Source organism: Chryseobacterium sp. TQ-BC-N36 (genome assembly GCF_058382295.1).
In genome coordinates, this window is the sequence record NZ_CM178175.1 from 1,318,852 (window position 1) to 1,333,382 (window position 14,531).

The following is a 14,531-nucleotide window of genomic DNA, read 5'->3' on the forward strand; positions in this document are numbered from 1 at the left end:
GCTTTGATTTTATATATAAAATTTTTATTATGCTTTTGCAGATCTCTCTACTCTTTTTCTCTCTTCTTCAGAAAGGATTTTCTTTCTCATTCTGATAAAGTTCGGAGTAACCTCGATCGCTTCATCAGCCTGAATATATTCCATACATTCTTCCAGTGAGAATAAGATTTTCGGAGCAACCCCTGTATCTTTATCTTTTCCAGCCGCACGCATGTTGTTCAACTGTTTTGCTTCCACGATATTCACAACCAGATCTCCAGGTTTGTTTTGTTCTCCAACGATCATTCCAGTGTAGATTTCCTCACCCGGATCAACGAAGAATTTACCTCTATCCTGCAGTTTGTTGATTGAATATTCTGTCGCAGGACCTGTAGTTTTACTGATCAGTACTCCGTTGTTTCTTCCCGGAATAGCTCCTTTGAAAGGCTTGTATTCTGTGAAACGGTGTGCCATGATAGCTTCACCAGCAGTAGCGGTCAACATCTGAGAACGCAATCCGATCAATCCTCTTGAAGGAATTTCGAACTCCATGTGCTGCATTTCTCCTTTAGTTTCCATAATGTGAAGATCTCCTTTTCTTTGTGTAGCCAGGTCGATAACTCTTGAAGCATATTCTTCAGGAACATCTACTACTAAAGATTCGTAAGGCTCACAGCTTACACCATCTATTTCTTTCAGGATAACCTGTGGCTGACCAATGGTCATCTCGTATCCTTCTCTTCTCATAGTTTCGATCAAAACTGACAAGTGAAGAATACCTCTACCGAATACTAAGAAAGTGTTAGCATCATCAGTCTGCTGAACTCTTAAGGCTAAGTTTTTCTCTAATTCTTTTGTTAATCTTTCTTTCAGGTGGTTAGATGTAACATATTTACCATCTTTACCGAAGAAAGGTGAATTGTTGATAGAGAATGTCATGTTCAGGGTAGGCTCATCGATAGCCGTTCTTTCCAATGGTTCAGGATTTTCAAGATCTACGAATGAATCACCGATCTGGAATGCATCGAAACCTACTACAGCACAGATGTCTCCTGCCTGTACTTCAGTTACTTTTTTCTTTCCCAGTCCTTCAAAAACGTAAAGTTCTTTTACTTTTCCTTTAACTATTTTACCATCTGCCTGAGCAAGACCGATCCACTGGGATTCTTTGATCTCTCCTCTTGTCACTTTTCCGATCGCAATTCTTCCTAAGAAAGAAGAGTAATCAAGGGAAGTGATCTGCATCTGAAGGTTTCCTTCCGTTACAGTAGGAGCCGGAACATATTGTAAGATCCCATCTAATAATGGTAAAATATCTTCAGTTTGTTCTAATGAAGTGTTGAACCAACCTTGTTTAGAAGAACCGTAGAATGTTGGAAAATCCAGCTGTTCTTCAGTAGCCTCAAGATTGAAGAATAAATCAAATACCTGATCATGAACTTCGTCTGGACGGCAGTTGGGTTTATCTACTTTATTGATAACTACTAATGGTCTTAATCCTAATTCTAAGGCTTTCTGAAGTACGAATCTTGTTTGTGGCATTGGTCCTTCAAACGCATCCACCAACAAAATAACCCCATCAGCCATTTTCAATACTCTTTCTACTTCTCCACCAAAATCGGCGTGACCAGGAGTATCAATTACGTTAATTTTTGTGTCTTTATAAGTAACAGAAATATTCTTGGATAAGATTGTGATCCCTCTTTCTCTTTCAAGATCGTTATTATCCATAATTAACTCCCCACTCTCCTGATTTTCTCTGAAAATGTTGGTAGCGTGAATGATCTTGTCAACCAAAGTCGTCTTTCCGTGGTCAACGTGTGCGATAATCGCAATATTTCTAATGTTTTGCATAAAAGATTTTTACGGGTGCAAAAGTAGTGATTTTTAATGAAAAAATATTTAGTTATCCAAATATTTAATATTTTGTTTAAAATACGATTGACAAGACCATAAAAAAGAGTGCCCAAAAGCACTCTCTAAATTATTTATACGCAAGCCTGTATTTCGCATGGATCTACTGCAGGCGGTTCTCCACATATGATGTCAAATGCCGCACAGTTACTGGATGACCCGGTGGCCCATCCCCATCTTACGACACACGTGTCTGCATCTTTACATCTTACCATTCCTTTTACAATTCCTCCCTGAACTGATTTCATTTCGGTTCTGGAGATTTTTCTAAGATTTCTCATGTTGTTTTGTTGTATTTGTTATTAGCATGATAAATTTATAAAAAATACCTAACAAAAACTATTTCATTTCAATATTTAACATTTGAAAACAACATGGTAGTTATGCATATATCAATGCCTCATCAATCGGTAAAACAATACCAGGTCAATCAATACCACCAGTATAAATTTTACCAGAAACGGTTTTTTGGAAACTTTATGATTGAAAATGATCATTCCGGAAGCAGCTCCTAAAATTCCGCCCAGAAGAGAAATTCCTAAAAGAGTATTCTCTGAAATTCTCCATTGATGTTTTTTGGCCTGCCATTTATCAAAGCCAAAAGCTCCAAATGTAATCAGATTTGTGATGAACAGAAAAGGTAGCATTCAAAATTAATTTGCTGCAAAAGTAAAATTTAATTTATAAGGTTGTTTAAACTTTTATAATCATTATTTTAACCATAAAAGTCACAAAAGTTTTAGACACTTAAGTCTTTTCAGAACCAGGCCTTGTGCTTTAAGCACACCTAAGTTTTGTGAAAATCTTTGATTTTCATCTTATGTGAACTTTTCTGCGGTATCATTTTAAACTTACTTAAGTGAACTAAAGTATTTTAAAATGAAACCTTTTGTAACTCTTGTGATGGGTAAAGTTTAAACAACGTTTTCACATGAAAAATTCCAAAGTTTAATTTGTGGCGCTATCAGAACAGATTTCATAAATTTGCCGTTCCTAAAAAATAAAATCAATGACAGTACAGGACCTGGCAGGAAGCTACTCTATTGAAGGAAGTAACCAGGAAGAGTCTTCCCTGCCCACTTATCACGGTATATTAACCCTAACCATTGATGAAAACAACCGTATCATTGCTCAATGGATGATCGGTGATCATATACAAAATGGCACCGGATTCTACAAAGACCAGATTTTAGTCATTAACTTCAGCTACGAAGGGGAAGATCATAAAATCTATAAAGGCGTTGCCGTATACCGATGTCTAAGCAAGGATATCCTTGATGGATTCTGGTCTGAAAAGCACGGTAATCCTTTGTATCTTGGAAGTGAATATGGTGTAAGGATTCAGACTTCAAAAATTTTGAACTGATTTTTTTGACGTAAAATAAAAAAGCTGCCTTGTATTTAGGCAGCCCAGAGGTATTGAAATTTAAATACCTTATTTTTTAGCTTTCACATCAATAGCAATCTCAATATCCTTGCTGATCATCCATTCTGCAGGATCTGCTTCTGAAGTACCGAATTTGATTCCCCAATCTGCTCTGTTTACAGTGAATTTAGCCTGAATAGCTGCTGAGTTTTCAGTAACATCTACTTTAGCAGGGAAAGTAACATTCATTGTTTTTCCTGATAATGTAAGGTTTCCGCTTACTGTTTTGTTAGCTCCTGCTACAGCATCTTTTGGTGCTTCTTTCAGATCAGTAACACTTGTAATTTTGAAATCTGAAGTAGGGTTTTTCGCTACATCAAAGAAATCTGGGTTTTTAAGGTGAGCCTCAAGATCTGCCGGTTTTTTATCTTTCTCCGTTACTGAAGCCGGATCTACTTTAATAGAATTCATATCGATAATAAAGTTTCCTGCAGCAATCTGACCCGCATCAACACTGATATCTCCTGATTTTACTGTAAGCGTTCCCCAACGAGGTGCCATACCTCCTTTATGGAATGCCTTCCAGTTTACTACAGACCCTGCTGTATCTACAGCAAGTGTTTCACCTTTGCTCTCTGCTACTTTCTGCTCCTGAGCAGTAGCTGCAGATTCTGCCGATTTTTCTTTATTACATGATGCTAAAAGCAATCCTACTCCTACTAATGCAATTACGCTAATTTTTTTCATATTGAACTGTTTAAAAAAGTTTGAATTTTGTTGTTTTCGGGTACAAAAATAGAAAATCCTATCGGGAGGCACCTTACCATACATCAATAAATGTGGTATTTTTATATAAATTATAAATCTTTTTGCAGGGATATTCTTATCTTCGTGATTAGTCAAAGCTTGTCTTCATTGAAAGAATCCAGTATACTAGTTGTGAATTGCTTTAAAAAATTATTATCTTCGTGATTAGTCACAGCCAAATGATATTTCTGCCATAGAGCTAACAGGTTGTGAATTGCTTTCAAAAATTATTATCTTCGTGATTAGTCACAGCTGCCTTCTTATGTGGATCAGCTTGGCGCTAGTTGTGAATTGCTTTCAAAAATTATTATCTTCGTGATTAGTCACAGCCCTTGAAGAAACAAAACGAGGCGTACTTCAGTTGTGAATTGCTTTCAAAAATTATTATCTTCGTGATTAGTCACAGCGAAAAGTAACAGGAAGAGTTATTGACCTTGGTTGTGAATTGCTTTCAAAAATTATTATCTTCGTGATTAGTCACAGCTTGATTATCAGTTAATAGTAAAGGTACGCAGTTGTGAATTGCTTTCAAAAATTATTATCTTCGTGATTAGTCACAGCCTGCATTACCTATATGCTAGCATCACGTTTGTTGTGAATTGCTTTCAAAAATTATTATCTTCGTGATTAGTCACAGCTTGCCATTGAAATATGGAATTATCTCGAGAGTTGTGAATTGCTTTCAAAAATTATTATCTTCGTGATTAGTCACAGCTAACCAAATTTAGTTACAAAGTGATTTTAGGTTGTGAATTGCTTTCAAAAATTATTATCTTCGTGATTAGTCACAGCCAATCTATTAAGGTATTCGCCCACCAAGCCGTTGTGAATTGCTTTCAAAAATTATTATCTTCGTGATTAGTCACAGCTAACCAAATTTAGTTACAAAGTGATTTTAGGTTGTGAATTGCTTTCAAAAATTATTATCTTCGTGATTAGTCACAGCCAATCTATTAAGGTATTCGCCCACCAAGCCGTTGTGAATTGCTTTCAAAAATTATTATCTTCGTGATTAGTCACAGCATATGTTCATGGTTAAAGACTTGGAACACAGTTGTGAATTGCTTTCAAAAATTATTATCTTCGTGATTAGTCACAGCATTAATTATGAGAATGGTTCCGGGAATATAGTTGTGAATTGCTTTCAAAAATTATTATCTTCGTGATTAGTCACAGCAATGCAGGAATAAATACTATCCGATCTGGCGTTGTGAATTGCTTTCAAAAATTATTATCTTCGTGATTAGTCACAGCTAGAAGGCTTGTTTTCAAAATACGGGAAGTGTTGTGAATTGCTTTCAAAAATTATTATCTTCGTGATTAGTCACAGCAGCTGATGCAGCAGCAAAAGCAGCGGCAGAGTTGTGAATTGCTTTCAAAAATTATTATCTTCGTGATTAGTCACAGCTAAAAGGATTCTCCGGATCGTCATTCGTTGGTTGTGAATTGCTTTCAAAAATTATTATCTTCGTGATTAGTCACAGCAGATACCTATATCCTTTAACGAGTCCCCCGTTGTGAATTGCTTTCAAAAATTATTATCTTCGTGATTAGTCACAGCTCGTAACTTGTTTTGCCTCTTTAAGCATTTGTTGTGAATTGCTTTCAAAAATTATTATCTTCGTGATTAGTCACAGCCAAACCATTAGTCGTTAGGGCGACTATAAAGTTGTGAATTGCTTTCAAAAATTATTATCTTCGTGATTAGTCACAGCCTCAAAATTTAATCCACTGAATTTCAGTGGATTTATTATCTAATCAGGATTTAAAAATCAGAATAATTCAAGCTGTTGAAAGGTCGGAGGCGGCTCTTCTTTATTCCTGACAAAGAAAATTTCAATATCCCCAAATTGTTTGTCCGTGATACACATAATGGCGACCTTCCCGGCTTTCGGCAGCATAAATTTCACTCTTTTGATATGAACCTCAGCATTTTCTCTACTTGGACAATGGCGAACATACATTGAAAACTGAAACAAAGTAAATCCGTCATCAATCAAACTCTTGCGAAAACGATTGGCATCTTTCATATTCGCTTTAGTTTCAGTCGGCAAGTCATATAATACTAAAACCCACATAATACGGTATGCATTAAACCTTTCGGCGTTCATAACAGTTCAGGATAAGAAATCAATCTTTTTTCGCCGGTATAGCATTTATAAAGCGACGAAGCTGTTGTTTTAACAGCAACCAGCAATGGTCTTGTTTTATCATCAATACTCACATCTTTGGTTGCAATCTGCAAAATATGAGCTTTAAATTCTTTCGTCAATTCTTCTGTATCGGGATGAATCTTTAACCATTGCATTACCAATAAATCAATGAAAGGACGATAAGGTTCCATTATGTCGTCTGCCAGGCAATAGGGATTGTATTTATTTTTATGAAAAATTCCAAGAACAGGCAGCAATCCTGTTTCCACTATAGCTCTGGCGACAATACTTCTGAGCACTGCATATCCAAAATTAAAAAACTGATTGGGTGATTCTCCGAAACGCTGTCTCAGGAAATCCAGACTGATCAGATATTTCCAGTAATGCTGAGTTGCAATCCCTTCCATATTGGTCATATCTCCAGACTTTACGTTTCTTTGATAATCAATCATAGGTTCGTAATAGTTTCCCAACTTCATCAGTACATTTTTCTGATTTTCAATTTTACATTCCACCGTTTGTTTCCAAAGCTGTTTTTTAAGCGGCTCACTGGCTTCCAGCTGATCTTTTACCCTGTCAGAATGTTCAGTATGACCATACATGGGAAGCATTATTCCGTGGGGTAAATGATGTGCATCACAACTAATGACCACTACGTTATTTCCCATCATCTTCTGAATGAGATTATGAGAAATAGTAATCTGGTAATGGTCCAGCATGAGTAATCCCAAATCTTCCACAGGAACACTCCCCTTTTCCGTTTTGGTTTCCGGACAGAGGATTTTCATCTGCTCATCTTTGAGTTTGAGATAAGCGGGATTACCGATGTAGATGGAGCGGGTGATCATGGTTTTAAATTTGAATTATTTAACTATAATATTCATTAAAAATATACTCCATATCATCAGCGAAACCATAGCCACAATATTCTGACCATTTAACACATTGTTCAGCTCTTGCTTTAAAAGATTGTAAAAGATTATTTCTCTTTAAAAATTCCAGTGCTGCTTTTGACATAATACATTTTTAATCAATTGAAAATATAAATCAAATTCAATACTCTCCTATTTGAATTATTTTTCCCAGATGATTCAAACGGACTTTTAAAATACCTTTTAAACCGCTCAACCCTTCTCTTCTCCAAGTAACATTCTTTAAAGTAGAATTATCTTCGACGGTAGTTTCTAAATGATGTCTAAAAAAATAATCTCTAATTGTAAATTTCTGTACCCTGAAAAGATTTTTTGAAATCAAAATCAGATTTTTATCATCAAATAAATCTACTTCTTTCGGATCAAAATCTTCTGAAGGAAATAAAAACATTTCATTCTGTTTCATTGTAAATAAAAATTTCCAACCTAGTTCAGAATTATATTCTTTGTTAATTATTGGTAAATTTTGATTTACTCTTTCCACGGCTTCATAAAAACTCACAACTTTCTCCTGTAGATTGCCTTTTTCATCTTCATAAATTGCAACGTGATGATTATTTCCTGTACTCACGAAATCAACAGCTATCCTTTGACCGTTTTCATCTAAAATTTCTTTTCCTAAATGATTTTTTTTATAATGTAAAGCTTCGGCATTATTAATTCCTGTAATAGTAACCGTCTTTATTGAAATTCCTTTTGATTTGTTAAGCCAGATCGGATTCTTTTCCAAATCAGAAAAAGCTTCTTTTGAGTTTCCGTTAAATTCTTTTAATCTTTCAGTTAGAATATCACGAATTCCTTTATCAATAACCTTTTCAATATTTTTGAAATCTTTAAAATTATCAGGATTAACAGCTTTTCTAATCGTATAACCTTTTTCATACCAGGCTAAAGTTACGGTTTCAGGTAATTGCTCCTTTTTTTCAGTAGTAAGAAATATTGGATTTTTAGAAATAACATTTTTTCCGGTGAATGCTTTTTTAGAATCTCCGCTAAACTCCTTCAATCTTTTTAGCAGAGCATTTCTATATTTTTCATTTTGAACCTTCTGAATTGTTTCTACATCAAATTTTCCAGATATTTTTTCTTCTTTTGTTTTTAAGAATTGAGCACTTCCGTAAATTGTTTCTTTATGAAGCTGTCCTCTCGGAGTGAGTTCTGTTTTTGCAATTACACTTCCTTTTTTCTTAATTTTATTGATATTTTTGGTAACTACTTTATTTTTAGCTTTATGAGAAATCAGAACTTCTTCCAATTGTTTTTTGGCTTCAGTACGGAAATTTTGAATCGGTAATTTGAATCTTCTTTCTTTTGATCCATTTTTCTTTTCTACAATTTCTGTAATTGCATTTTCAATAGCAAAGATATTCTGATGTTCTTTATGTTTTTCATCTTTTCTTGCATTCAAATAATTCAGATATTGGATGTGACTGTGGGTGGTAAAAGCAACCGTTAAAGCATCCATTGCGTGATGACGATGGTCGTTCCTTTTTGTCCAGTCTATGATTCTCTGCTTCTCCTCTCCTTTTGAATTGATCACTGTTTCTGTAAGGCCTAATTTTCTGTATTTTTCCAGATTAAGTTCCTTCATTGTGTTGACAAGATTCCAGTCTTCTCTAAGCTTATCGGTAATTCTTCCTGAAGTGGAAACAACAGAATTAGTGATTCCAAAAAGTATTTCCTTCGATTTTTTCGCAATATACTGCGTATTTCGTAAATCCCTTTCAATGAACCCCTCTCCTATTTCAGAGCCTTTTTTCTGTAGCTTTTCATATTTTGCTTTGGTAATCGCTCCTTTATCATAAAGATCTTTTATGATATTAAGAAATTTCTCTGATTTTTCCTTTCCTTCATTCTCAAGATAATCGAAAGCCGTAAAATTTCCTTTTTTTAGATTAGCATTTCTTGGAACTAAAACTTTATTGGAAAAACTGTCATCAAAAAATCGGGATTGTGGAATAATGTGGTCGATATCATATTTATCGGTAAATAAATTTTCCCTTTCAATTTTCGCATCTGTGTATAAATCTTTAAAACCGTTATTTGCCAACTCTAAATATAATTTATAGCGAATGATATCATTTCTTGAAGGACTTTTTATGCCAAATTCTCTTTGCAAAACTTCCACATATTTCTGATGCTGTATGGTAGCTTTGTTAATTTCAGAAGTCATCGTAGCGCGTTCTTCTGCATTAAGTTTGAGTTCTCGCGCCAATTCTATTCTTATTTCATCAGGTTTTCCGTATTCCCTTGAAACTTCATTCACAAGATTAATCATTTGATTTAAAATCTTTTCAACTACAGGATTTCGTAAAGAGTTTTTCGGAAGAATTTCTAAACGCTCCTTTAAAGTGCGGTTTTCTAACTGCTCTCTGGTCAATGAATTTTTAGAATGGTTGTACCCTGCATAGCTACACGCTACACTGTATTTATGCTCTTTAATATAGGGATAAATCTTTCGCATTGCCTTAGAACTCAAACTTCCATAATCCTGAGCAAACCCAATTTCCGCTAATATTTGGGAATGTTCTTTTCTGAAACCAAATTTCTTTTGCAACAATTCATACAATTTTTCGTTTCCTGAAGGAGAATCATCTCCTTCATAGGAATATAGCAAATGCCACAGTTGATAAGAAGCCTGTTTTTCAAAATCACTTCCTTCCAGCTCCGGATTAAAATCCAAAATAGATGTATCAATTCCTAATCCTGAAAACTTTTCTCTAACGAATAATTTTATAATTTCTGCAGAAGCATTTATTTTAGAAACCTTAATTTCGTCATCAATGGTCAATTTAAATTCTTTTAGAAATTCTATTCCTTCATTGGCAATAATCTTTAGAAAAGCAGTATATAAATTTTCATTGCTATAATTTCCTTCAATCTCTTTGAAATTCGTCTTCCATTCTTTTCCTGAATATCCAACAAGATCTAAAACTTCTTTTGCAGAAAGTTTTCCTTTGATATTAACTTCATTAAAAATGGATTGTTTGAAATCTAAATCAATAGGGAAAACTTCTTTTGTTTCTAGATTTTGAAACTGTAAATTATTCAGAACCTGCCAGATTTTAAATTCCTGAAACAAGGGAGAGGATTTCGGTGCTACTTTTAGCCCAACTGTCTTCTTTTTTGTTTTTCCGTTTTCTGTAACTTCAATTTCCCTGTTTTCAAACTCACAGATACTGATTAAACCTTTCTGTGATTTGAGCTTTCTTTGATAGAAAATAACAATATCCCGAATTTCTTCCTTTAATTCTCTTGTCAGTTCTTTATAATACTTTGATTGAGTTTCCCATATATTCTCAAACTCATCTAAATAATCCTGCCTGTAGAAAACCTGATTTTTAAGCTTTGTATGTGGACTCTTTTCTAATTGTTGAAATAAATATTCTCCAACCGTTTGATTATGAAAATAAAGTTCCTTGCTTCGATCGCTAATTGCTCCTAAATAGCCGCTCGAATTATTCAGATTGCTATTGATCTCCTGAAATACAACAGCCAGACTTTCAAAATCCAATTGTTTCTTTACCGCTTCGCTTCTCCAAAAGTATCTTTCAACTTTCTTTTCCTGCATTGTTCCAGTTTGCTTGATTCCAACGAGAGAAAATGGTTCTTTCAGAATTGTCCAAGTTGCATTTTTATTTTTGCCTTGTAGTTCTTTATAAAGGTCATCGGTTAAGATTTCTGAATAATATTGTTTTTGAAAATTCCATACTTTATCAAATTCAGCCTGTAAATCTGAACGGTAAAAATCAGGCAATTGTTTTTTGCCCTGCTGTAAAAGTTGATATGAGTATTCTCCAGGTGTTGCATTCTCTTCATACAATTTTTTAGCAACAGCCATTCCGTCTACTATCTGTCCTTCATCTTCATTTTTAGCTTTACGGCTGCTTTTATATCCTCTTTTCTTATTGATAAGAAGCAGAACTCTGGCCAATTCAGAAAGTTCTATTTTTTCTTTTGTTGCCTTTGCTCTTAACTCCTGCGTTTGAAATGTTGAATTTTTGCCAACTTCGGCAAGTAAGTCAGATTCTTTAAGAATATTGTTTTTCTTTAAAACATCAATAAGATTGGCTCTTCTTAATTTAAACCTCTGAAGATTTCTTCTCGCACTTCTGGCTAAAGTTCTTCCTGCATTAGTTGTAATCGGTTTTCCTTTTTCAAAATTCAACTGTTCATCAACAGTTAATGGATTTACTCGAACTCCTAATTTGATAATTTTACTGTTTTCTAAATTCTCAGGATTTTCCTGAACGTAAGCCCAGCCAATTGAGGAAACCCCCAAATCCAGTCCAAGTATATTTTTAGTCATCGTTATTAATTTTTGATACCACATAAAAATAGAAAGAAAAAATTTATTAAAAATGAGGTTTCCCGTAAATCAACTTAAGCACTTTTCTTCTATATTTGTATCAATAATTTTGAAAAGCAATTCACAATAAGGATTATTCCGTTGTGAAAACATTCAAGGCGGGGCAACTCGCCTTTTTTCGTTTTAAAACCCTATTTTAGCTATCCGAAAACCGAACAATGACGACCGTAGAATTTATACAGAAGCAGCTCAATATTTCAGAAAAGAGCATCAACAATACATTACAACTATTGGCAGAAGACTGCACTATTCCTTTTATTTCCCGTTACCGGAAAGACAGAACCGGAAATCTTGATGAAACACAGATTGAGCAGATTTCCAAGATCAGCAAACAGTTTGAAGAAATCATCAAAAGAAAAGAATCTATTTTAAAATCAATAGAAGAACAGAATTCCTTAACGCCTGAACTTCAGCAGAGAATAGAAGAAAGCTTTGATCCCCAGGAACTCGAAGACCTTTACCTGCCTTTCAAGAAGCGCAAGAAAACCAAAGCTGATGCAGCCAAGGAAAAAGGACTGGAACCTTTGGCCAGAATTATCATGAGCCAGAAAAATAATGATGTGCAGTTTCTGGCATCAAAATACCTCAACAGTGAGGTTGCTTCCGAAGAAGAAGCACTTCAGGGAGCCAGAGATATTATGGCGGAGTGGATCAATGAAAACATGTATGTCCGCAAAAACCTCCGCAGGCTGTTCCAGCGTAAAGCAGTGATTACGTCCAAAGTGGTAAAAGCTAAAAAAGAGGAAGAAGATGCACAGAAATTCTCCCAGTATTTTGAATGGGAAGAAAGCCTCAGCAGAACACCATCCCACCGACTTCTGGCTATGTTAAGAGCAGAAGCCGAAGGTTTTGTCAAAACAAATGTAGGAATAGACAAGGAAGAAGCGATTGATTTTATTGAAAAAGCGATTATTAAATCCCGAAATGAAAGCTCAGAGCAAATTGCACTGGCCATAAAAGACAGTTATAAAAGACTTCTGGAACCCGCTATTTCAAATGAAACATTACAGGAGGCCAAAGAAAAAGCAGATAAAAAAGCGATTGAAATTTTCTCTGAGAACCTAAGCCAGCTTCTTCTGGCTCCTCCTTTGGGAGAGAAACGAATCCTGGCAATAGATCCCGGATACCGAAGCGGCTGCAAAGTAGTCTGTCTGGATGAAAAAGGAGACTTACTGCACAATGAAACCCTCTACCCTCACGCTCCACAGAATGAAAGCGGAATGGCCATGAAAAAGATCCGTTCTATGGTGAATGCCTATAATATTGAAGCCATTTCTATCGGGAATGGAACGGCAAGCCGTGAAACAGAATTCTTTATCAAAAAGATTGCTTTTGATAAGCCTTTACAGGTTTTCGTGGTTTCGGAGGCCGGAGCATCAGTTTATTCTGCAAGTAAGATTGCAAGGGATGAGTTTCCTTCCTATGATGTAACGGTACGTGGGGCTGTTTCTATTGGAAGAAGACTTTCTGATCCGTTGGCAGAACTCGTGAAAATTGATGCCAAATCTATTGGTGTGGGCCAGTATCAGCATGATGTAGATCAGACACAGCTAAAAAATGAACTGGATTCTACTGTGATGAAATGTGTCAACTCTGTGGGAATTAATCTCAATACAGCCAGCAAATCCCTTTTAAGTTATGTTTCAGGAATCGGGGAGAAAATGGCTGAAAATATTGTCAGTTACCGTACTGAAAATGGAGCTTTCGAGGACAGGAAACAGCTTAAAAAAGTTCCAAGACTTGGAGAAAAAGCTTTTCAGCAGGCAGCAGCCTTTGTAAGAATTGCAAATGCCAAAAACCCGCTGGATAACTCGGCTGTACATCCTGAAGCATATGGAATTGTTGAGAAAATGGCAAAAGACCTCGGAATAAAAACTGACGAACTGATTGCCAATAAAGAAAAAATAGCGCTGATAAAACCAGAAAACTACATTACAGGTGAGATTGGGATCCTGGGCATTCAAGATATTTTAAAAGAGCTTGAAAAACCGGGGCTTGATCCAAGAAAAGCCGCAAAAGTATTTGAATTTGACCCCAATGTAAAAAGCATTAAAGATTTAAAAGCAGGCATGATCCTTCCGGGAATTGTCAACAATATTACAGCCTTCGGATGTTTTGTGGATCTGGGAATCAAAGAAAGCGGGCTGGTTCATATTTCCCAGCTCAAAGACGGATTTGTTTCCGATGTCAACGAAGTGGTAAAGCTCCACCAGTATGTCCGTGTGAAGGTAACTGAAGTAGATGAAGCTAGAAAAAGAGTACAGCTGAGCATGATTTTGTAAAATAACTGCTGTAAATTAAAATATAAACACAAAATATTGATTTTGAACACAAAGAATTTAATTTTTGATCTGGACGGAACATTATGGGATTCCAGAGCGACCATCATTAAAATATGGAATGAAGTACTGAGCAGACGTCAGTTAATCCAAAAAGAGCTTAAGCCTGAAGATATGAATCAATATATGGGATTATTGGCTCATGATATTATAAAAGATATTATTCCGGATATTTCAGACCTGCAGGCTCAGGAACTTCTTTCTGAAATTGTAGCCGAAGAAAATAAAATACTGCACATACAGGGTGGAATTTTATATGAGGGTGTAGAAGAAACTTTAAAGAATCTTGCCAACACCCACTCTCTTTTCATTGTAAGCAATTGCCAGGACGGTTATATAGAATCATTTTTAGACTATTATCAGTTTAATGATCTGTTTGTTGATTTTGAATCTCATGGACGGACCCAAAAGCCAAAAGCTGAAAATATACAGCTCCTTATGGAAAGAAATCAGCTGTCCATCGAAGATTCTTTTTACATTGGTGACACTCAAACCGATTATAATTCAGCAGATACTAATGGATTGCCCTTTATTTTCTGTAAATACGGATTTGGAAAACTGGCCGATCCACTTTACGAACCAGCAATTCTTACATTTCCTGATTTAAAGGTTCATATTTCTGATAGTGTAAAATAAGATAAGATTGTATATCAAAATCAAGGCTGCCTGTTA

General features: G+C 35.3%; 11 protein-coding genes and 1 CRISPR repeat array. Of the genes, 3 read left to right on the forward strand and 8 right to left on the reverse strand.

Going from position 1 to position 14,531, the window contains the following annotated elements; translation table 11 throughout:
• Positions 1 to 27: 27 nt before the first annotated feature.
• The 3 genes from typA to AC3FI7_RS05905 all read right to left on the reverse strand — a co-directional run bounded on the left by typA (position 28) and on the right by AC3FI7_RS05905 (position 2,540).
• On the reverse strand, positions 28 to 1,833 hold the full coding sequence (gene typA / locus AC3FI7_RS05895) for a translational GTPase TypA (protein WP_142722776.1): 1,806 nt from the start codon (positions 1,831 to 1,833) through the stop codon (positions 28 to 30).
• 134 nt (positions 1,834 to 1,967) lie between these two features.
• Complete coding sequence (locus AC3FI7_RS05900; protein WP_142722775.1) at positions 1,968 to 2,174, reverse strand: bacteriocin-like protein; 207 nt, start codon at positions 2,172 to 2,174, stop codon at positions 1,968 to 1,970.
• Between the two features lie 111 nt (positions 2,175 to 2,285).
• A complete protein-coding gene (locus tag AC3FI7_RS05905; RefSeq protein WP_142722774.1) occupies positions 2,286 to 2,540 on the reverse strand; it encodes a DUF1294 domain-containing protein in 255 nt (84 codons plus the stop codon).
• A 362-nt stretch (positions 2,541 to 2,902) separates the two neighbouring features.
• Here AC3FI7_RS05905 and AC3FI7_RS05910 point away from each other — a divergent pair, with 362 nt between their 5' ends.
• The gene (locus AC3FI7_RS05910) at positions 2,903 to 3,259 is read left to right on the forward strand and encodes a hypothetical protein (protein ID WP_142722773.1); all 357 of its coding nucleotides are present in this window, start codon (positions 2,903 to 2,905) and stop codon (positions 3,257 to 3,259) included.
• Between the two features lie 69 nt (positions 3,260 to 3,328).
• Here AC3FI7_RS05910 and AC3FI7_RS05915 read toward each other — a convergent pair whose 3' ends face one another.
• The 5 genes from AC3FI7_RS05915 to cas9 form a co-directional block, all read right to left on the reverse strand.
• Complete coding sequence (locus tag AC3FI7_RS05915; protein WP_343658652.1) at positions 3,329 to 4,006, reverse strand: YceI family protein; 678 nt, start codon at positions 4,004 to 4,006, stop codon at positions 3,329 to 3,331.
• 189 nt (positions 4,007 to 4,195) lie between these two features.
• Positions 4,196 to 5,781: a CRISPR direct-repeat array (repeat unit 47 nt; unit sequence GTTGTGAATTGCTTTCAAAAATTATTATCTTCGTGATTAGTCACAGC).
• 57 nt (positions 5,782 to 5,838) lie between these two features.
• Complete coding sequence (gene cas2 / locus AC3FI7_RS05920) at positions 5,839 to 6,177, reverse strand: CRISPR-associated endonuclease Cas2 (protein WP_491461631.1); 339 nt, start codon at positions 6,175 to 6,177, stop codon at positions 5,839 to 5,841.
• On the reverse strand, positions 6,174 to 7,067 hold the full coding sequence (gene cas1, locus AC3FI7_RS05925; protein ID WP_491461632.1) for a type II CRISPR-associated endonuclease Cas1: 894 nt from the start codon (positions 7,065 to 7,067) through the stop codon (positions 6,174 to 6,176). The genes cas2 and cas1 overlap by 4 nt, the downstream gene beginning before the upstream one ends.
• 19 nt (positions 7,068 to 7,086) lie before the next feature.
• Positions 7,087 to 7,236, reverse strand: coding sequence for a hypothetical protein (locus AC3FI7_RS05930; RefSeq protein ID WP_172616995.1), 150 nt, complete (start codon positions 7,234 to 7,236; stop codon positions 7,087 to 7,089).
• A 36-nt stretch (positions 7,237 to 7,272) separates the two neighbouring features.
• A complete protein-coding gene (gene cas9, locus AC3FI7_RS05935; protein ID WP_491461633.1) occupies positions 7,273 to 11,460 on the reverse strand; it encodes a type II CRISPR RNA-guided endonuclease Cas9 in 4,188 nt (1,395 codons plus the stop codon).
• A gap of 218 nt (positions 11,461 to 11,678) precedes the next feature.
• On the opposite strand from cas9, the gene AC3FI7_RS05940 reads away from it, so the two are divergent.
• Together AC3FI7_RS05940 and AC3FI7_RS05945 are read left to right on the forward strand one after the other, a co-directional pair.
• On the forward strand, positions 11,679 to 13,802 hold the full coding sequence (locus AC3FI7_RS05940; protein WP_491461634.1) for a Tex family protein: 2,124 nt from the start codon (positions 11,679 to 11,681) through the stop codon (positions 13,800 to 13,802).
• 42 nt (positions 13,803 to 13,844) lie between these two features.
• Complete coding sequence (locus AC3FI7_RS05945; RefSeq protein ID WP_491461635.1) at positions 13,845 to 14,495, forward strand: HAD family hydrolase; 651 nt, start codon at positions 13,845 to 13,847, stop codon at positions 14,493 to 14,495.
• Positions 14,496 to 14,531 lie beyond the last annotated feature (36 nt).